Origin of the sequence: Nonomuraea sp. NPDC003709, from assembly GCF_040610775.1 — a bacterium.
In the GTDB taxonomy this organism is placed as follows: domain Bacteria; phylum Actinomycetota; class Actinomycetes; order Streptosporangiales; family Streptosporangiaceae; genus Nonomuraea; species Nonomuraea angiospora_A.
Window position 1 is genome coordinate 788,337 of sequence record NZ_JBEXMW010000003.1, and the last position, 19,128, is coordinate 807,464.

A 19,128-nucleotide genomic window follows, 5' to 3' on the forward strand; every position below is an offset into this window, starting at 1 on the left:
GGTATGTCCCGGGCGAGGGCCGGCGATCGGTCCCGATGCCATGGATGTCTCAGCGTTCGAGCGGAGGGAAGCGATCGTGGGGTCTCTCGCGGGCGGTGAGCTGCCCCCGGATGACGTCGTCGTCACGGCCCTGCGCGCCGGGGACGAGGCGATGTTCGCGGCGCTGCTCGACACCTGGTCCGGGGGCATGTTGCGGGTGGCCAGGTCCTACGTGTCCACCGACCACTCCGCGGAGGAGGTCGTCCAGGACACGTGGCTGGCGGTGATCGGCGGGATCGACGCGTTCGAGAGCCGCTCGTCGGTCAAGACGTGGGTCTACCGCATCCTGATCAACACCGCGAAGAAGCGCGGCGCCCGCGAGAGCCGCACGCTGCCGTGGAGCTCCTTCGAGCACGACGGCGTCTCGGTGGCGGACCAGGGCTTCGACGCGGTGCTGCCGGGCGGCTGGAAGGAGCTCCCCGCGACCTGGCCGACGCCGGAGAGCGAGGCGCTCGCCTCTGAGGTGCGCGGGCTGATCGCCGAAGGGCTGGCGAGGCTGCCTCCCCGGCAGCGGATCGTGATCACCTTGCGGGACGTGGAAGGGTGCACGTCCGAGGAGGTGTGCGAGATCCTGGAGATCTCCGAGGCCAACCAGCGGGTGCTGCTGCATCGCGCCCGCACGGCCGTGCGCGGCTGGCTCGCGGACTATTTCGAGTCCGTGAAGCAGCCGGAGTAGCCGGTGGGCTTCTCCTGGGCGGCGAAGCGGCGACAATAAGTGAAACGGTTCATATCCAGAGGCAAGGGCGGTCGACGTCGTGAAGCGGTTCACCTGCGACGAGCTGGCGGGACTCATCACCGCCTACCTTGAGGACGCCCTCGACCGGCCCGCCCGCGACGGCGTGCGGGAGCATCTGGCCTGCTGCGAGGGGTGCGAGCGCTACGTCGAGCAGTTCCGGGCGACCATCGACGCCCTCGGCGACCCGCATCCGGAGAAGCTGCCCGCCGACATGCGCGACCGGCTCATGTCCGCCTTCCGCGAGCGACGCCGGTTATGAGCCGGGGCTTATACGGAAGCTCGCCCGCAGCGCGGCGAGCACCGGCGCCGGCATGACGTCGTCACGCAGGCAGCCGAGCGCCGCGATCGTCGCCAGGATCTGCGCCCGCCACTCCGAACACGCCGGGCAGGCGTCCAGATGGTCCGCGACCCGCCGCCGTCGCCCCGCCGGGAGCGCCGCCTCCAGATAGTCCGTGAGCAGCTCCAGCACGTCGTCGCATCCGAGGTCGTCCGCTGCCCGCTCCATGTGACCTAGTCCCGGTCACGTCCCATCCGTTACACGAAAATTCGCCTGTAACGTTCGCGCGCCTCGCGGGTCTGTAGACCTGTGCGCCACGCGAAGGGGACGACGATGATCGGGCTGACGTCCGAGAGCACGCCGCTGCGGGACGCCTCCGAGGTGGCGGATTTCGCGCGCCGTTGCTTCCAGCCGGCCACGCAGGATCCGGACGCCGAGGAGCGGGTGGGCGTCGAGCTGGAGTTCCTGGTCTTCGACCGTGCGGCGGCGGCCGCGCAGGTCCCGATGGCCGAGGTCGAGCGGGCCGTCCCGGCGTTGCCGGGCGGCAGCCGGGTGACGTTCGAGCCGGGCGGGCAGCTCGAGCTGTCCGGTCCCGCGGCCCCGCTGCAGGACGCGCTCGACGGCCTGGCCGCCGACGTCTCCGCCGTGCGCGCCGCCCTGCGCCCGGCGGGGCTGGTGCTGGCCGGGGTGGGCCTCGACCCGGTGCGCCCGGCCCGCCGCCAGCTCCGCCTGCCCAGGTACGACGCCATGGCCGAGTTCCTCGGCGAGCCGTACGGGGCCCTGATGATGTGCTCGACCGCCTCCGTCCAGGTCAACCTGGACCTCGGGGAGCGGCCGCAGGCCCGGTGGGAGCGGGCGCACGCGCTCGGCCCCGTGCTGATGGCGGCCTTCGCCAACTCGCCGCTCAGCGGCGGCCGGCCGTGCGGCTGGATGTCGGGCCGCCAGGCCGTCTGGGACCGCCTCGACCGCACCCGGACCGCGCCCGTGCCCGCCTCGGGCGACCCCGCCGCCGATTGGGCCGGCTACCTGCTGGACGCCCGGCTCATGCTGGTGCGCGAGGACGGGGAGCGATGTCGCCCGGTCCGCGACGGCTCGACGTTCCGCGACTGGCTGAACGGCGCCGGCGAGCGCCGCCCCACCGCCGACGACCTGGCCTATCACGCCACGACGGTCTTCCCCCCGGTACGGCCCAGGGGCTGGCTGGAGATCCGTTACCTCGACGCCCAGCACCCGGCGGCCTGGCCGGTGTGCGTGGCCGTGACCCACGCCCTCGTCGCCGACGACCGGGCCGCCGACGCCGCGCTGGCCGCCGTGGAGCCGTACCTGGGGCCCGGCCGGGTGCCGAGCCGGGAGTTGTGGCGGGACGCGGCACGGTGCGGGCTGACCGAGCCGCGCCTGAGCCGGGCCGCCGAGGCGTGCTTCCGCGCCGCGCTGGAGGCGCTGCCCCGCCTCGGCGCGGACCCCGGCCTGGTCGGCGAGGTGGCCGCGTTCGCCGACCGGCACGTGACAACGGGCCGCTCACCGGCGGCCGACCTGATGGATCCGGTGCCGGGACGGCGCGTCCCGGCCTGGCTGAACGGGGAAGGACGGCAATGACCGACTCCAAGGAACGCATCGCGGCCGAACTCCTCGCCGTGCGCGACCGGTCGCTCGCCTACACCGAGGCGGACGACGACCTGCTGGTGCGTCAGCACTCCCCGCTGATGTCGCCGCTGGTGTGGGACCTCGCGCACGTCGGCAACTACGAGGAGCTGTGGGTGCTGCGCGCGGCCGGCGGCATCGAGCCGATCCGCCCCGAGATCGACGACATCTACGACGCGTTCAAACATCCGCGCAAGGACCGTCCCACCCTGCCCCTCCTGGGCCCGGCCGAGGCCCGCCGCTACATCGAGGGCGTACGCGGGCGCGTGCTCGACGTCCTCGACGCGGTCGACCTGGAGGGCGCCGACCCGCTGCACCGCGACGGCTTCGTGTTCGGCCTGGTGATCCAGCACGAGCACCAGCACGACGAGACCATGCTCGCCACCCTGCAGCTGTCCGGGCAGCCCGGCCTGGTACGCGAGGGCGACCTGCCGCAGGGCCGGAGCGGCGGCCCCGAGGAGGTGTACGTGCCCGCGGGCTCCTTCATGATGGGCACCGCCACCCTCCCCTGGGCCTACGACAACGAACGTCCCGCCCACCAGGTGGACCTGCCCGCGTACTGGATCGACCGGCTCCCCGTCGGCAACCGCGCGTACGCGGCGTTCATCGAGGAGGGCGGCTACGACGAGCCGCGCTGGTGGTCCGCCGAGGGCTGGCAGTGGCGGCAGCGCAGCGGGGTGGTCGCCCCCCTGTTCTGGGTCAAGGAAGGCGACGCCTGGTGGCGCAGGCGCTTCGGCCGCACCGAGCCGATCCCGATGGACGAGCCCGTCCAGCACGTGAGCTGGTACGAAGCCGACGCCTACGCCCGCTGGGCCGGCAAGCGGCTGCCCACCGAGGCCGAGTGGGAGAAGGCCTGCGGCTGGGACCCGGAGGCCCGCCGCGCCCGCCGCTACCCGTGGGGCGAGGAGGCCCCCGACCCGGCCAGGGCGAACCTCGGCCACCGCGCCGCCCACCCCGCGCCGCTGGGCGCCTACCCGGCCGGGGCCAGCGCGTACGGGGTCGAGCAGATGGTCGGAGACGTGTGGGAGTGGACCGGCTCCTGGTTCCAGCCCTACCCGGGCTTCCGCGCGTTTCCCTACAAGGAGTACAGCGAGGTGTTCTTCGGACAGGAATACCGGGTGCTGCGCGGCGGCTCCTGGGCGGCCGACCCGGCGGCGGTCCGCACCACGTTCAGGAACTGGGACTACCCGATCCGGCGGCAGATCTTCACCGGGTTCCGCTGCGCGCGTTCGGAGCTGGTCTAGGTGTGCAGGCACGCGGCCTGGCTGGGCGAGCCCCGCCCGCTCACCTGGCTCATCCACGAACCCGAGCACGGCCTGTTCGAGCAGTCGTACGCGCCCCGGCACCAGCGCAATGGCATGATCAACGCCGACGGTTACGGCATGGGCTGGTACGACTCCACGCGCCCCGAGCCCGTGCGCTACCGCCGTACCGTGCCCATCTGGTCCGACGCCAACCTGCCCGCGCTCGCCCAGATCGCCCGCTCCACCTGCCTGCTCGCGGCCGTGCGCTCGGCCACCGCGGGCATGCCGATCGAGGAGAGCGCCACCGCGCCGTTCACCGACAAGGGGTGGCTGCTCAGCCACAACGGGCGCGTCAGCAAGGACGCGCTGCGCGACCTCGCCGACGACCTGGCCGGTCGCGCGGAGAGCGCGTGCGACGCCGCCTGGGTGGCGACCGCCGTGTTCCTGCGCGGACGCGCCGGGCTGGGGCTGGGCGAGGCGCTGGCCGAAGTCGTCGTCCACGCCGGGAAGAAGGACCCCGGCGCCCGCCTCAACCTGCTCGCCTGCGACGGCGCCTCGATCGCCGCGACCGCCTGGGGCGACACGCTCTTCCACCATCGAAGCCACGACGGCGTGCGCGTGGCCAGCGAGCCGCTCGACGACCTGCCGGGCTGGCAGCCCGTTCCCGAGCGCAGCCTGCTGACCGTCACCCCCGACCGCGTTGCCGTGCAGCCGTTGTGATCTCACCATAGGAGGCCTCATGGCCGTCAGCCAGTCGTCCGTGCATGTGATCAACCATCTCGACCGTGACTACCTGCGGCAGGCCCTCGAACGTGACGTCAGGATGGGTCTGACGTCCTCGCCGAAGTGGTTGCCGCCCAAGTGGTTCTACGACACCGCGGGCAGCGAGCTGTTCTCCCGCATCACCCGGCTGCCCGAGTACTACCCGACCCGGCGCGAGCTGGCGATCCTGCGGTCCCGGGCCGCGGACCTGGTCGCCGCCTCCCGCGCGGACACGCTGGTCGAGCTGGGGTCGGGCACCAGCGAGAAGACGGAGCTGCTGCTGGAGGCGCTCTCCGCGGCGGGCATGCTGCGCGCGTACACGCCGGTGGACGTGGACGCCGTCACGCTCGAGGCGGCGGCGCGCCGGGTCGCCGGGCGCTTCCCGGGGCTCGACGTGCGGGCGGTGTGCGCCGACTTCGAGCACCACCTGGGGCTGCTGCCGCGTACCGGGCGGCGGATGGTGGCCTTCCTCGGCGGCACGATAGGCAACCTCGAACCCGTCGCCCGCCGGGCGTTCCTGAAGGAGGTGCGGGCCACGCTCCGGCGGGGGGACACGTTCCTGCTCGGGGCCGATCTGGTGAAGGACACCGAGCGGCTGGTGGCCGCCTACGACGACGCGGCCGGAGTGACGGCCGCCTTCAACCGCAACGTGCTCCACGTGATCAACCGGGAGCTGCGGGCCGACTTCGAGCCGGAGGCGTTCGAGCACGTGGCGCTCTACGACGAGCGGCACGAATGGATCGAGATGCGGCTGCGGGCCGTCCGGGACCTGCGGGTGCGGGTCTCGGAGCTCGGGCTGGAGGTGGACTTCGCCGCGGGGGAGGAGATGCGTACCGAGATCAGCGCCAAGTTCCGGCCGGAGGGGCTGCGGGCGGAGCTGGCCGGGGCGGGCTTCCTCGTCCGCCGCGGTTACACCGACCCGGACGGTGACTTCACCCTGATCCTGGCGGAGGCGTGATCCCCGGAACGGGGCAGGTGGCGCCGCCCGCCGGGACCGGGCCGGACGCGTCGGCCGCCGGAGTCGGGCCGGACGCGCGGGCCGATCGGGCCGGGTGGGCGGCGCGGGCCGGTGAGCTGTGGCGGGCGGCGCGCAGCGTCGTGCCGCCCGGGCATCTCGACGCGGCCGGTTGCAACGTGCCCAGCGACCGGGTGCTCGACGCGGTCGTGGCGCACCTGCGGCTGGAACGGGAACGCGGCGGCTATGCGGCCGTCCCCGACCTCACCCCGGCCAGATCGGCCCTGGCCGGGTTGGTCGGGGGCGGCCCGGCGGACGTGGCGTTCCTGGAGAGCGGGACGGCGGCGATGGCGGCCCTCCTGGGCGGGTGGCGGCTCCCGCCGGGCAGCCGCGTCGGCCACGCGCGCACCGAGTACGGCGGCACGCTGATGCTGCTGCACCGCCTGGCCGCCCAGCGCGGCTGGCAGCCGGTCGAGCTGCCGGTGGACGGCGACGCCCGCCTCGACCTCGAAGGGCTGCGGGCCCTGCTGGCGTCCGGGCTCGACCTGGTGATCGTCTCCCACGTGGCCTCCCATCGCGGCGTCGTGCAGCCCGCCGAGGAGATCGGGGCGCTGTGCCGCGCGGCGGGGGTGCCGTTCGTGCTCGACGTCTGCCAGTCACTCGGGCATGTCGAGGTACGCGGGGCGGGTGCGACCGCGTACGTGGGCACCTCGCGCAAGTGGCTGGCCGGGCCGCGCGGCGTCGGCTTCCTGATCGTCCCCGGGCTCACGCCGGCCATGGACGCCGCGGTCCCCACCCTGGGTGGCCACCTGTGGACTTCTGACGGCCGGTTGCCCGAGTGTGGCGGCCCGGTGCCGCTGCCCGGGGTGGTGCCCGAGTGTGGCGGCCCGGTGCCGTTGCCCGGGGTGGTGCGGTTCGAGAGCTCGGAGGCGGCGGTCGCGGCGCGGGCCGGGCTCGGGGCGGCCGTGCTGGAGCATCACGAGCTCGGGCCGTTCGCGGTCCACGCGCACCTGGCCGACCTCGGCCGTACGGCGCGCGGCGTGCTCGACGGGGCCGGCGGGTGGCGCGTGGTCGAGCCGCTCGACGAGCCGTCCGCCCTGGTCACGCTCAGGCCGCCGCCGGGAGACAGCGCGCAGAGCGCCGCCGTCCGGGCCGCCGAGGCGTCGCTGCTGGTCAACGTCGTACCGACCGCCCGCGCGCCGCTGGACCTGCGCGAACCCGTGCTCCGCGTCTCCCCGCCACCCGGCACACCCGTGGAGACCCTGCACGCCCTGGCCCGCGTCCTCGCCCGCTGACGCCATGACCCGCTGACGCCTCGCCCGCTGAAACCGCGCCCGCCGCGCCGGTCTGAGGGCGGCCCGCCGCGCCGGTCAGATGGCGCTCAGGACCGAGAACCAGACGACCTTGCCGCCGTCCGCCGCGGTCACTCCCCAGTCGTCGGCGATCGCCGAGACGATCTGCAGCCCCCGCCCCGAGAGCGCGTCCGCGTCGGGCGAGCACGGGCGGGGCTCGCCGTCGCCCGGATCGAAGACCTCCCCGTACAACCGGTCCGCACGATCTTCCAGGCGTAACGCGTACGCCGACCCGCCGTACCGGACGGCGTTGGTCACCAGTTCGCTGACGATGAGCACGCAGTCGTCGATCAGCCTTTCCAGGCCCCAGCCGGTCAGTTCGGCCCGGACCAGGGAGCGCGCCTCGCAGACACCGGCCGGCACCGACGGCAGCAGGTACGCGACCGCGCGAGTCGGAGCGGCGGACAAGGAGCTGGGGCGGGGGGACATACGCATCACGTCTCTCAGATTGGGAGCGCTCCCAACTCCACGATAAGCTCTCGTCCTCACTTATGCGAATGCGATTTCGTTACGATTCCGGGCTCGGAGAGACGCGTCAGGGGATGTGGGCGACGGCGCCGTAGTTGCCCGACGCGCTCGGCTCGTCGGCGCAGGCGAGGTCACGCCCGCCGGGGTGCCACTCCGGCACCCACACCAGCCCGGGCTCCATCAGGTCGAGGCCGTCGAGCAGGGCCGCGACCTCCTCCCGCGAGCGGATCGCGAGGCGGGGCAGCGTCATGGCGACCATGTCGCGGATGGCGGGCAGCAGCTCCGGCGGGACGGCGTCGAACGTGGTGTGCAGCAGGCCGAGGAAGCTGCCCTTGGGCGCCGCGTGCTGGAGCCGCTTGACGACGTAGTGGGCGTACTCGTCGTCGTCGAGGCTGTGCGACGACAGCAGGAGCACGGCCAGGGGCCGCTCCCAGTCGATGAACGTCTGGACCACGTGGTCCCGGAGCATCTCGTCGATCTCCCGAACATCGCCGTCCACCACGCGGACCAGGTCGGTGAAGGGCTCGATGGTGGCCTGGGCGGTGGCCACCACCATCGGGTTGTTCTCGACGTACACGACGCGTACGGCGGACCCGGGCGAGGCGCGGCGGGCTATGTCGTGTAACCGGTTCCCGGCCGAGAGGCCGCTGGGGACGCCACTGCCCACGATCATGAACTGGTCCACGCCTTCGGCCGCCAGGTGGGCCACGACCCGGGACACGAATTGTAGAACGGCGCGGGCCGCAGTCGTGAGGGCAGGTGTAACTTGATCAAAATGGCGCACCACGTCTTTGTCCGCCAGGAAGTTGTCCTTCCCACCTGCGGCGGCGTCGAATATCCGAGTGATTCTGGCTTGCGTCGTGTCGAGCCTGGCCAGGTTTCGGACAGCACGTCGGTGCATGAGCGTTGTCCCCTTTCCCCTCGCCGCTGACCTTTTTGCGGTAAGCGATCTTTGGACTTCACTCGATGACTCTGACCATATGTTCCAACAATTCCAGTCAATGACAATACGATAGACCGGTTATTTCGGGAAATGTTTGTGACCAGATTCTTCGTGACATGGCCGGCGTAATAGATCGTCCGAGAGTCATCCCTGGTCAGCGGCACTGTCAAGCCGCGCGGGGTACCCGGCGGGCGGCGCGGAAAGTCGCCAGGGCTCGTGGACGTACGGGGCCGGCACGGCGGCGAGTTCGGGCACATAGCGCTGGACATAGTGGCCCTCGGGGTCGTAGCGCTTGGCCTGGCGTAGGGGATTGAAGGTGCGATTGGGACGGGTGTCGTTCCCCGTGCCGGCGACCCATTGCCAGTTGCCCGAATTGTCGGCCACATCGCCGTCGAGCAAGTGCTCGAAGAAGTGCCGTACGCCGTCGCGCCAGTCGAGGCCGAGATGCCTGACCAGATATGCGGCCGTGATCAAGCGGGCCCGATTGTGCATCCAGCCCTCGGCGAGCAGTTGCCGCATCCCGGCGTCCACGATGGGCAGCCCGGTCATCCCGGCCTGCCACGCCTGCAGCGCGTCCGGGTCGTGCCGCCAGCGCCGTTCGGGGTGGCGGTAGTTCTCGCGGCCGATGCGCGGGAACGCGTACGTCACCTGGTGGTGGAAGTCCCGCCAGCAGAGCTGGCGGACGAAGGCCTCGCTGCGCTCGGCGCGGCAGGCCAGCTCCAGCGGCGACAGGCAGCCGAAGCGGAGATACGGGCTGAGCCGTGAGGTGCGGTCGCCCGCCAGGTCGTCGTGCCCCTCGGCGTAGCCGTCCAGCCTCTGGCGCAGCCAGCGGTCGGCGCGCTCGCGGGCCGCCGGCTCGCCGCCGGGCATCGGCCCGGGCGACTGGGGCCGGGGCAGCCGCCCGGCGGCCAGGCCCGAGGGCGTCCTTACCGTGCGCGGCGGCGGCAGGACCGGGCGGCGGGGGTGGCGGGTCCACGCGCGCCAGTAGGGGGTGAAGACCCGGTAGTGGTCGCCGCCGCCCGAGGGCCGCAGCGCGTCCGGCGGCACGACGGTGACGCCGGGGAAACGCAGGTACTCGATCCGCTCCCGGGCGAAGCGCTCCTCGCGCCGCCTGGCGAGCGAGCTGACGTCCGCGCCGGCGCAGATCGTCGTCGCGTCCACCTCGGCGGCCAGCTTCATCGTCTCGTGGACGACGTCGCCCTGCCGTACGACCAGGTCGCCGTCGCGGGCGCGGAGCGCGGTCCGCAGCTCGGCCAGGCACTCCAGGAGGAAACCGTGCCGATTCCCCTCCGGTACGGCCGGGTCCAGCACGAACAGCGGCACCACCCGCTCGGCCCGCTCGCAGGCGGCGACGAGGGCGGGGTGGTCGTGGACGCGCAGGTCCCTGTTGAACAGCACGATCGCCGTGGACATGGGGACAGTGTGAGCCGGACGCCGTTCGCCGGGCTCGCGGGAGCGCCGGGGGGACCTTGCCAGGAGCTCCAGGTGGACTGCTAAGCCTCGCGCAGGCCGCGAACCCCAGCATGCCTCCCAGGGGCGCAGCAGCTTCGCGCGCAGGCCCGCCACGGACGCCCACAGCGCGGAGACCGCGCCCGCGCCGAACACGGTGGCCGGCACCCAGGCGACGGGCCGAACGCGGGTTCGAGGCCGACGACGTGGCCGTACGCGCCGAAGAACGCGTTGACCTCGTCGAGCCCGGCGCCCGTCAGCGGCAGGCCGGCCGCGGCCATGATCAGGTTGGCGGTCACGATCGAGGTGGCGAAGCCGATGGCGGCGATGCCGCCGATCCGGGAGCCTTAGGGTGCAAGTCATGGAGGCAGAGGTGGGGCCGCGCCGTTATGACTCGCTGCGCCGTACGACGCAGGCGCTGGAGACGCGGGCCGAGATCGCCCGAGCCGCGCGGCGGCTCTTCGTCGAGCGCGGCTGGGCGGCGACGACCGTACGCGACGTGGCCCGCGAGGCGGGGGTCTCCGTGCCGACGGTCTATTCGGTGTACGGCAACAAGACCGGCCTGACCCGGGCCCTGGCCGACGCCGCCGACCTGTCGGCCGACCCGTCCCAGCAGCTCGCGGAGCTGGAGGCCCCCGGGACGGATCCCGCGCGGCAACTGGCCGCGATGGCCGGCTTCGACCGGCGCCTGTACGAGCGCGCCGGGGACGTCATCACCCTGCTGCGCGAGGCCGGCCGCGTCGAGCCCGAGCTGGCGACGGTCTATCGCGACGGCCGCAGGCGGGCCGACGAGACCCGCACGGCGGTGTTCTCCTCCTGGCCCGCCGGCGCGCTCCGGCCGGGCCTGGACGTGCCGGCGGCCGTGGACGTCTATGCGGGCATGTGCAGCATCGACGTCTACGCCACGCTCACCGCCGAGCGCGGCTGGTCACCCGAGCGGGTCGAGCGCTGGTGGAGCGAGGCGCTGGTCCGCGAGCTGCTGAGCTGACCGAAAGCGGCTTTCTCGTGATCGGCCTGCCAGCCGACCAGGCGGCGCTTGTCATCCACTGGTCGCCACGTGAAGGGGCTCGCCGGTGGCGGCGGCGCGGTCGCGCCACCAGTGCAGGCCGGCGGCGTCGGCCTGCTGTTCGAGGGTGGTGAGGTGGGCGGCGGCGGTGTCGTGATGGCCGGTGGCGGTGGCGAGCAGGGCGAGGTACCAGTCGACGGGGCCCAGGCACAGGACCGCCGACAGGGCGGAGATGCGGCCGCTGTAGGGGAGCAGGGTGGTGTAGACGGCGCGGCATTCGTGGGGGTGGCCGACCGCGGCGACGGCGGCGGCGCGCAGGCAGGTGGCCGACAGCCAGGACCAGTCCTGGGGCGGGGCCGGCCGGGGGCCGCCGTTGAGGCTCCTGGCGTGGTCGAGACGGCCCTGGGCGACCAGATGGAGCGTGGTGGCGTCGTGGTAGAGGGTGGGGTGGGCGCGGACGGTGGCGATGAGGGACGCGGTGTCGGCGATGGTGCCGCGGTGGTGGTTCAGGGCGATGCGGCCGGCGGCGACGGCCGGGCGGGCGTGCCAGAGCTTGAGGTCGCGGGCTTGGTCGTCGGCGTCGTCGTAGACCTGGTCGGCCTCGTCGAAGCGGCCGTCGAGGGCGAGCCGGTTGGCCCGCCAGAGGGTGTGCTGGAAGCGGGGCCAGGGCAGCGGGAGGCGTTCGAGTAGGGCCTCGCAGCGCGCGGCGGCCTGGTCGGCGCCGGCGATGTCGAAGGTCTCCAGCCGGTTGTGGGTGTCCATCATGCCCGCCAGCAGCTCGACGCGGGGGTTGCGGGTGCGCCGCGCCAGCTCGTGGAGCTCGCCGGTGAGCTTGATCAGCTCGGGCAGGGACTGGGGCTGGGGGATCGAGAGGTGGCGGGCGTTGAGGGCGCGGATGAGCAGGTGGGGGTCGCCGAGGCGGCGGGCCATGGCGACGGCATGGGCCGAGAGGGTGTCGCAGCGGGGGTCGGCGGTGCCGTCGTAGAGCTCCTGGGCGAGGCGGGCCAGCAGGAGCGCGCGTTCGGGGGAGTCGGTGGCGGGGAGGTCGTCGAGGGCGGTTTCCAGGCGGTGCACGAGGGGGCGGTGGACCGTCTCGTAGGGGTCGCGCAGCACCCAGAGGGCGGGGGTGTCGAGCGCGGTCAGGGCCCGGACGACCAGGTCACGACCGGCGGGGACGCGGTCCGCGGCGCGCGGTCCGGTGGGGACGTGGCCGGTGGGGACGCGGTCGGCGGTGCGGAGGGCGGTGGCGGCGCTCCGGCGGGCGGTGGCCGGATCGCCGGCGGCCAGGAGCGCGCGGGTGTGGCAGAGCAGCAGCTCCACGTGCTGGGCGGGATCGCCGCCGGCCGCGTCGTGAGCGGCCACCGCGTGCCCCCACCAGGTGGCCGCCTCCTGGTAGGCCAGGCGCAGGCCGGCCTGCTCGGCCGCCGCGGTGGCCCAGTGCACGGCCTGGCCGTACGACTCCTGCCCGGCCTGTACGGCGTGGTGCGCGATGACGGCCACGTCGGTCGACGGGCGGGCGGCCAGCGCGGTGGCCAGGTCACGGTGGACGGCGGCCTTGCGCAGCGGCGGGAGATCCCGTACCAGCGCCTCCCTGACGAGGTCGTGGGCGAAGGCCAGCCGGCCGCCCCCGGCGACCTGGAGAAGACCCGAGCGGACCGCGCGGTCGAGCAGGTCGCCCGCCAGACTCGAACGGACCCCGCGGTGGAGCAGGTCGCTCGCCTCCTGGCCCGCTACCTCGGTCACGATCGCGGGGTCGAACTCCCTGCCGATCACGGCGGCGACCTCCAGCGCCGCGGGGTCCCCGGCCAGCGCGTCGAGCCGCTGCCGCACCAGCTCGGCGACGCCGTCCGGGACGGCGTCCATGGCCTGTCCCTGGGCCAGCAGCCGGAGGCTTTCCCGGATGAAGAACGGGTTGCCCGCGGTCCGGCCGGCCATCCGCAGCGCGGCGTCCGCGTCGAGCTCCACCCCCAGGTCCGCCGCCATGGCCCGCACCGCGGCCGGCTCCAGGCCGGACATGCGCAGGCTCAGCAGGTCGTAGTGGGCGAGCCGGCCCAGCGGGTCGTCGCATCCGGTGCGGAACGCCGCGACCAGCGTGACCGAGGCCGCCCGCAGCAGCACGACGAGATCTCTGAGCAGGTCCAGCGACGCGGCGTCGGCCCACTGCAGGTCGTCCAGGACGATCACCAGCGGCCGGGCGCGCGCGGCCGACGACAGCCACCGGGCCACGGCCTGGTTCCGCTGGAACAGCATCCCGTCGGCCGGACCCGCCGGGGTCCCGGCGTCGAGCAGCCCGGCCAGCGCCTGCCGGTCCGGTGGCGGGCAGTGGTGTTCGAGCGCCTCCAGGACCTGGATCCACGGCCACAGCGGCGGCGCGCCCTCGGCGTCGTGGCAGCGTCCGCGGAGCACGAGCTGCCCGAGCCGGGCGGCGCAGTGCGTCCCGAACTCCTCCAGCAGGAGCGTCTTGCCGATCCCCGGCTCGCCGCTCACCGCCGCCAGTGACAGACCGGCGTCGGCGGCCCGCGCGGCCAGCGCCGTCAGCTCGGCGAGCTGCCGGTCGCGCCCGCGCATGGCGGGGGTGGACGGGAGCGCGGAGACGAACGCGGGAGTGGACGGGGGCGTGGAGACGAACGCGGGAGTGGACGGGGGCGTGGAGAGGAACGCGGGGGTGGACGGGGGCGCGGAGAGGAACGCGGGGGTGTCGTGCGCGGGGAGCAACGAGCCCGCCTGCCGCAGGATGTCCTGCTCCAGCGCGCGCAGCTCGGGGCTCGGGTCGAGGCCGAGCTGGTCGGCCAGCAGCTCGGCCGCGTGGCGCAGCACGCCCAGCGCCTCCGCCTGGCGGCCGGTACGGTACAGGGCCAGCGCGAGCAGGCTCCACAGCCGCTCGCGCAGCGGGTTCGCGACCGCCTCGGTCTCCAGGTCCGTGATCACCGCCTGGGCCCGGCCCAGCTCCAGGAGCACGTTCGCGCGCCGTTCGAGCGCGACCAGTCGCAGCTCGCGCAGCCGGCTCACCTCGGTGACGGCCCACGGCTCCTCGGCGAACTCCCCGTACGGCGTGCCGCGCCACAGCCCGAGCCCCTCCTCCAGGCAGGCCAGCGCCTCCACCGGTGGCCGCAGCTCCGCCCGGCGCAGCAGCTCGGCGAACCGGTCGGCGTCCACGTGCTCGGCGGCGAGCAGGTAACCGGGTGGCCGGCCGATCAGCAGTCCGGGCCGGGCGCGCGGGAGGCGGCCGGGCTCGAGGGCGCGGCGCAGGTTCGACACGTACGAGTGCAGCGTGGGCAGGGCGCTGGGCGGCGGCGCTCCGGCGTACAGGTCGTCGATCAGGGCGTCGGAGGAGACCACCGTTCCCCGCGCGACCAGCAGCCGCGCCAGCACCGCCCGCGGGCGTGCCCCGCCCAGCGCGACGGCCCGCCCGTCACCGGTACGGACCTCCAAGGGCCCCAGAACTCGGAATTCCACCGGCCAAGTGTGATCAAGCCGACTTGGAGCACACTGCAGCGCAACTTGGAACCGATGAGGCACTTAGTCCGAGCGGAAGGCGAAAGATGCTCGATCATCCGCGATTGCCCCCTCCTCTATCGGCGTAACTCGGGTTACATTCACGGTGATTTGCCCTCTCTTATCCCCCGAGTAGACCGAAGGGAGAGGCAATGCGAGTGAGAACCGTGATCGCGGCCGTGTCTGCCGCGGCGATCCTCCTGCCCGCCGCCGCCCACGCCTCTGGGAGCGCCGGGAGCGCCGGGAGCGCTGCGAGCGCCCTGGCCCCGCCTCCCGACAGTGACTTCCAGAAGGTGACGCTCAACGACAATCCGGGCGAGCCGATGGACCTGGCGGTGTTACCGGATTCGAGGGTGCTGCACACCACCCGGCGCGGCGACGTCTGGTTGAACGACCCGAAGACCGGCCTCAACACGCTGGCCGCCCGGCTCGACGTCTACCGGCACGACGAGGAGGGGCTGCAGAGCATCGCCCTCGGCCCCGGCTTCGGCACCGGCTCCAAGAAGGATGACTGGGTCTACCTCTACTACTCGCCACCTCTCGACACCCCGATCGACGACCCCGCGACGCCGGACGTCAACGAGGGCGACGCCCCGGTCACCGGCAAGCCCGCGGACTTCGCGCCCTTCAAGGGGCTGATCCGGCTGTCCCGGTTCCGCTTCACCGGCTCCACCATCGACCTGCGCACCGAGCAGCGCGTCCTCGACGTGCCCGTGGACCGCGGCATCTGCTGCCACGTCGGCGGGGACATCGTCTTCGACGCCGCCGGCAACCTCTACCTGTCGACCGGCGACGACACGAACCCGTTCTCCTCCGACGGCTACGCCCCGCTCGACGAGCGGTCGGACCGGAACCCGGCGTTCGACGCCCAGCGCAGCGCCGGCAACACCAACGACCTGCGCGGCAAGATCCTGCGCGTCAAGGTCCGCCCGGACGGCTCCTACACGATCCCGCGCGGCAACCTCTTCCCGCCGGGGACCGCGGGCACCCGGCCGGAGATCTACGCGATGGGCCTGCGCAACCCGTTCCGCATCGAGGTCAACCGGTCCAACGGTGACCTCTACGTCGCCGACTACTCGCCCGACGCGGGGGAGGCCGATCCGCAGCGGGGTCCGGCGGGGAACGGCAAGTGGACGAAGATCCGCAAGGCGGGCAACTACGGCTGGCCGTACTGCGCGACGGCGCGGCTCCCGTACGTCGACTACGACTTCGCGACCGGCGCGTCCGGCAACGCGTTCGCCTGCGCCGCGCCCGTCAACGAGTCGCCGCACAACACCGGCCTGCGCCGGCTGCCGCCGGTGGTCCAGCCGGACGTGTGGTACTCGTACGGGCCGTCGCAGGAGTTCCCGCAACTGGGCACCGGCGGCATCGGCCCGATGGCCGGGCCCGCGTACGCCTACGACCCGCGCGCCGCGCAGGGCCGCACCACCGTGGCCTGGCCCAGGTACTACGACGGCGTCCCGCTCTTCTACGAGTGGACCCGCGACTACGTCAAGGCGTTCCACCGTGACGGGCGGATCGAGGACGTGCTGCCGTCGCTCGTGTTCGACAACCCGATGGACATGGAGTTCGGCCCCGACGGCGCGCTCTACGTGCTGGAGTACGGCGACGGCTACTTCCAGGAGAACCCGGACGCCCAGCTCTCACGCTTCGACTACATCGGCAACACCGGCAACCACACTCCCGTCCCGGCCGCCGCCGCGTCGGTGACCGCCGGCCACGCGCCGCTCACCGTCAACTTCACCAGCGCCGGCACGACCGACGTCGACGGGGACCGGATCCGCTACGCCTGGGACTTCGACGCCGACGGCCGGGTCGACTCCCGCAGCCCGCAGGCGTCGTACACGTACCGGCAGAACGGCCTCTACAACGCCACGCTGCGCGTCAGCGACGAGGCCGGCAGGTCGGCGGCGACGTCGGTGCGGATCGTGGTCGGCAACGCCGCGCCGGTCGTCGAGCTGGTCCGGCCCGCCGACGGGCAGACGTTCAGGTTCGGCGACGCCGTCGAGTTCGAGGTGCGGGTCACCGACGACCAGCCGGTGAACTGCGCCAACGTGACCGTGGACTACATCCTCGGCCACGACGAGCACGGCCACCCGCAGACCACGGCCCGCGGCTGCACGGGCTCCATCCAGACCACCGTGCCGAGCGGGCACGATCCGGACACCGACCACCTCACCGGCGTCTTCGTCGCGACCTACACCGACCCCGGCGGCGCGGACCTGCCCTCGCTGACCGGCAGCGACGAGGTCATCCTCCAGCCCACACGTTAGGAGAACCCCCCATGTGCTACGGATACGGCCCCAGCAGGCGCTCCCTGCTCGCCGCGGGCCTCGGACTCGGGGCGGCCGCCGTCGCCGCCGCCTCCCCGGCCGCCGCCGCGGCCACCGCGCACCACCCCGGCAGGAACCGCATCCCCCGGGACCAGATCAGCATCCAGCTCTGGACGGTACGCGACGACCTCGCCAAGAACTACGACGCCACCCTCGCCTACCTGGCCGAGACCGGCTACCCGAAGATCGAGGTCGCGCTCGGCTACTTCGGCCGCACGGCCAAGCAGCTGCGTACGTTCCTCGACGGGCTCGGCATCCGGGCCAGCTCCAGCCACGACGGCCTCACCGCCGACCAGGCCGCCCTGGACACGAAGATCGAGAACGCGCTGACCCTCGGCCAGTCCTTCATGGTCGTCCCCTACCTGAACTCGACCAGCCTGGACGAGTGGAAGGCGTGGGCCGAGCGCATGAACGTCGAGGCGCAGGCCGCCCGCGCGGCCGGCCTGCGCTACGGCTACCACAACCACGCCCACGAGTTCACGACCGACCTCGGAGGCGGGAAGACCCCCTGGGACGTGCTCACCTCCGAGCTCGACCCCCGCCTGGTCCACCTGGAGATCGACATCTACTGGGCGGTCACCGGCGGCGTCGGACGCGGCGCCGCCGACCCGGTGCGCTTCGCCCTCGACGTCATCCGCAGGGCGCCGCAGCGGGTGCTGCAGTTCCACGTCAAGGACCGGCACCTGGACGGCGACATGGCCGACCTCGGCACCGGGACCATCGACTTCCGGCGGATCTTCGACAAGCACCAGGTGAAGGAGTACATCGTCGAGAACGACACTCCCGACGTGACCCCCCGGCAGACCGCGGAGGTCGGCTACCGCTACCTGCGCAAGCTCCGATACTGACCACCATCGGACCCGCCGAGCCCGCCCCCGGGTCCGGGCTCGGCGTTTATTTCAGCGCAAAACCATTCAGTACGATGCCTTCGTGACGCGATGGCTCAACGACGACGAACAGCGGGCCTGGCGGGCCTTCGGGCTGGCCAGCCGCCTGCTGACCGACCGCCTGGAGCGCGACCTGCTGGCCGGGGCCGGCATGCCGCCGACCTACTACGAGCTGCTGGTCCTGCTCTCCGAGGCGCCTGAGCGGACCATGCGCATGAGCGAGCTGGCGCACTGGACCAACTCCAAGCCCAGCCGCATCTCCCACGCGGTCAACAAGCTCGAAGAGAAGGGATGGGTGCGCAGGGAGCACTGCGTGGACGACCGGCGGGGCTGGCTCGCCGTCCTGACCGACGACGGCCTGGCCGCGCTGCGGGCCACGGCTCCCCGCCACGTGGCCAGTGTGCGCGAGCACCTGATCGACCTGCTCACCCCGGAGCAACTGCGGCAGCTGGAGGACATCAGCCAGGTCCTCCTCGATCACCTCATCGAGCCGGACGGCGCGCAGTAGGCAGCCCGGGCTCGTCCCCGCCGCCGCGTATACGCGCCGTCAACGTTCCGCATGCGGGCGGGTCCTACGGTCGTGGGCCATGTCGAGTCATCGGATATCGCCGGAGCACCGGTACCCTCCCGAAGCTCCGGAGAGCGCCGTCGCCACGGGGCCGGAGCAGGGGCCGGAGCGGGAGCAGGAGGACGGCGGCGGCGTCATGGCGCTGCTCGAACGCATCGGATCCGTCGTCGTGCCGATCACGGTGGCGCTCTATGCGGTCCTCTACATCGGCGTCGAGCAGATGTACGCCGTCTTCGGCGTCAACCCGCAGCAGGTGGGCGTCGACCAGTCGGTCCTGCTCGGCCGGCTGACGAGCACCCTGGTCCTGCTCCTGCTGGTCGCCCTTCCGCTGCTCGGCGTCATCGCCGGCCTGGCATGGCTGATCGACAAGCTGACCGGCGGCGCGGCGAACAGGCTCTTCCAGGGGATCAGGAAGCGGCCCTGGATCGCCGCCACGGCGGCGGCGCTGTGGTGCGGAGCGACGTACTGGGGCATCTTCCGCATCTTCGGCACGCTGGACCTGTTCGTCATGGTCGTCGTCGCGGTGGGGCTGGGCGTGCTGGCCTTCCTGATCCCGTTCCGGCTGATGCGCCGCAAACCCGTCGGGCGCGCCGGGACGAAGGTGATCGTCGGCGGCCTGACCGGCGTCGGCCTGGGGTTCCTGCTCATCCTGAGCCTCGTCGAGGGCGCGATCGACGTCCAGGAGACCGGCCAGGCCAGCGAGCTGCTGGGCGCGGTCGGCTTCCAGGACCAGTGGACGGTGGTCAAGAGCGCCGAGGACGACAAGCCGCTCTACGACGGCCGCTGGATGATGCTGCTCGGCGAGAGCGACGGCACGTACGTCATGTACGACTGCGACAAGCTCGAGACCTTCCGCAGGCCCATGGAGACCACCAACCTCAGCCGGATCCAGCTCGATCCCGAGCGCAGAGAGGGCTTCACCTGCGGCGACCTCGCCCAGCAGGACAGCGGCAACTAGCTCCGACCCATCGGA

Annotated in this window: 17 protein-coding genes; 12 read left to right on the forward strand and 5 right to left on the reverse strand. The window is 72.9% G+C overall.

Annotated elements, in window-relative coordinates:
* Window positions 1-76: 76 nt before the first annotated feature.
* Together ABZX61_RS12355 and ABZX61_RS12360 are read left to right on the forward strand one after the other, a co-directional pair.
* A complete protein-coding gene (locus ABZX61_RS12355; RefSeq protein WP_350723388.1) occupies window positions 77-715 on the forward strand; it encodes a sigma-70 family RNA polymerase sigma factor in 639 nt (212 codons plus the stop codon).
* 79 nt (window positions 716-794) lie between these two features.
* Window positions 795-1,034 (forward strand): zf-HC2 domain-containing protein, encoded by a 240-nt coding sequence (locus ABZX61_RS12360; RefSeq protein WP_350723386.1) that lies wholly within the window; start codon window positions 795-797, stop codon window positions 1,032-1,034.
* Here ABZX61_RS12360 and ABZX61_RS12365 read toward each other — a convergent pair.
* Complete coding sequence (locus ABZX61_RS12365) at window positions 1,029-1,280, reverse strand: zf-HC2 domain-containing protein (protein WP_355193915.1); 252 nt, start codon at window positions 1,278-1,280, stop codon at window positions 1,029-1,031. The two genes, ABZX61_RS12360 and ABZX61_RS12365, sit on opposite strands and share 6 nt — an antisense overlap.
* 105 nt (window positions 1,281-1,385) lie before the next feature.
* Between ABZX61_RS12365 and egtA the strand changes: the two genes are divergently transcribed.
* Genes egtA through egtE form a run of 5 tightly spaced genes read left to right on the forward strand, consistent with a single transcriptional unit; the run spans window position 1,386 to window position 6,949 of the window.
* A complete protein-coding gene (gene egtA / locus ABZX61_RS12370; RefSeq protein ID WP_355193917.1) occupies window positions 1,386-2,648 on the forward strand; it encodes an ergothioneine biosynthesis glutamate--cysteine ligase EgtA in 1,263 nt (420 codons plus the stop codon).
* Window positions 2,645-3,937 carry an ergothioneine biosynthesis protein EgtB gene (gene egtB, locus ABZX61_RS12375; RefSeq protein ID WP_355193919.1) on the forward strand — a complete coding sequence of 431 codons (1,293 nt, stop codon included), beginning with the start codon at window positions 2,645-2,647 and terminating at the stop codon, window positions 3,935-3,937. Before egtA ends, egtB begins: the two co-directional genes overlap by 4 nt.
* Complete coding sequence (gene egtC, locus ABZX61_RS12380) at window positions 3,938-4,657, forward strand: ergothioneine biosynthesis protein EgtC (protein ID WP_350723379.1); 720 nt, start codon at window positions 3,938-3,940, stop codon at window positions 4,655-4,657.
* Window positions 4,658-4,676: 19 nt separating this feature from the next.
* Window positions 4,677-5,657 (forward strand): L-histidine N(alpha)-methyltransferase, encoded by a 981-nt coding sequence (gene egtD, locus ABZX61_RS12385; protein WP_355193921.1) that lies wholly within the window; start codon window positions 4,677-4,679, stop codon window positions 5,655-5,657.
* A complete protein-coding gene (gene egtE, locus ABZX61_RS12390) occupies window positions 5,654-6,949 on the forward strand; it encodes an ergothioneine biosynthesis PLP-dependent enzyme EgtE (protein ID WP_355193923.1) in 1,296 nt (431 codons plus the stop codon). The genes egtD and egtE overlap by 4 nt, the downstream gene beginning before the upstream one ends.
* A 75-nt stretch (window positions 6,950-7,024) precedes the next feature.
* Here the strand turns inward: egtE and ABZX61_RS12395 are convergent, their stop codons facing one another.
* The 3 genes from ABZX61_RS12395 to ABZX61_RS12405 all read right to left on the reverse strand — a co-directional run bounded on the left by ABZX61_RS12395 (window position 7,025) and on the right by ABZX61_RS12405 (window position 9,830).
* The gene (locus tag ABZX61_RS12395) at window positions 7,025-7,441 is read right to left on the reverse strand and encodes an ATP-binding protein (RefSeq protein WP_350724327.1); all 417 of its coding nucleotides are present in this window, start codon (window positions 7,439-7,441) and stop codon (window positions 7,025-7,027) included.
* Window positions 7,442-7,541: 100 nt separating this feature from the next.
* A complete protein-coding gene (locus ABZX61_RS12400; RefSeq protein ID WP_355193925.1) occupies window positions 7,542-8,375 on the reverse strand; it encodes an SAM-dependent methyltransferase in 834 nt (277 codons plus the stop codon).
* A gap of 186 nt (window positions 8,376-8,561) precedes the next feature.
* Window positions 8,562-9,830, reverse strand: a complete 1,269-nt coding sequence (locus ABZX61_RS12405; RefSeq protein WP_355193927.1) for a deoxyribodipyrimidine photo-lyase — start codon at window positions 9,828-9,830, stop codon at window positions 8,562-8,564.
* A gap of 397 nt (window positions 9,831-10,227) precedes the next feature.
* Between ABZX61_RS12405 and ABZX61_RS12410 the strand changes: the two genes are divergently transcribed.
* Complete coding sequence (locus ABZX61_RS12410; RefSeq protein ID WP_355193929.1) at window positions 10,228-10,854, forward strand: helix-turn-helix domain-containing protein; 627 nt, start codon at window positions 10,228-10,230, stop codon at window positions 10,852-10,854.
* A 51-nt stretch (window positions 10,855-10,905) separates the two neighbouring features.
* Here ABZX61_RS12410 and ABZX61_RS12415 read toward each other — a convergent pair whose 3' ends face one another.
* Window positions 10,906-14,328 carry a BTAD domain-containing putative transcriptional regulator gene (locus ABZX61_RS12415; protein ID WP_355193931.1) on the reverse strand — a complete coding sequence of 1,141 codons (3,423 nt, stop codon included), beginning with the start codon at window positions 14,326-14,328 and terminating at the stop codon, window positions 10,906-10,908.
* 191 nt (window positions 14,329-14,519) lie between these two features.
* Here ABZX61_RS12415 and ABZX61_RS12420 point away from each other — a divergent pair, with 191 nt between their 5' ends.
* The 4 genes from ABZX61_RS12420 (at window position 14,520) to ABZX61_RS12435 (ending at window position 19,113) form a co-directional block, all read left to right on the forward strand.
* Complete coding sequence (locus tag ABZX61_RS12420) at window positions 14,520-16,640, forward strand: PQQ-dependent sugar dehydrogenase (RefSeq protein WP_355193933.1); 2,121 nt, start codon at window positions 14,520-14,522, stop codon at window positions 16,638-16,640.
* Window positions 16,641-16,651: 11 nt separating this feature from the next.
* A complete protein-coding gene (locus ABZX61_RS12425) occupies window positions 16,652-17,548 on the forward strand; it encodes a sugar phosphate isomerase/epimerase (protein ID WP_355193935.1) in 897 nt (298 codons plus the stop codon).
* Window positions 17,549-17,630: 82 nt separating this feature from the next.
* A complete protein-coding gene (locus ABZX61_RS12430; RefSeq protein WP_350723362.1) occupies window positions 17,631-18,095 on the forward strand; it encodes a MarR family transcriptional regulator in 465 nt (154 codons plus the stop codon).
* A gap of 79 nt (window positions 18,096-18,174) precedes the next feature.
* On the forward strand, window positions 18,175-19,113 hold the full coding sequence (locus ABZX61_RS12435) for a hypothetical protein (RefSeq protein WP_355193937.1): 939 nt from the start codon (window positions 18,175-18,177) through the stop codon (window positions 19,111-19,113).
* Window positions 19,114-19,128 lie beyond the last annotated feature (15 nt).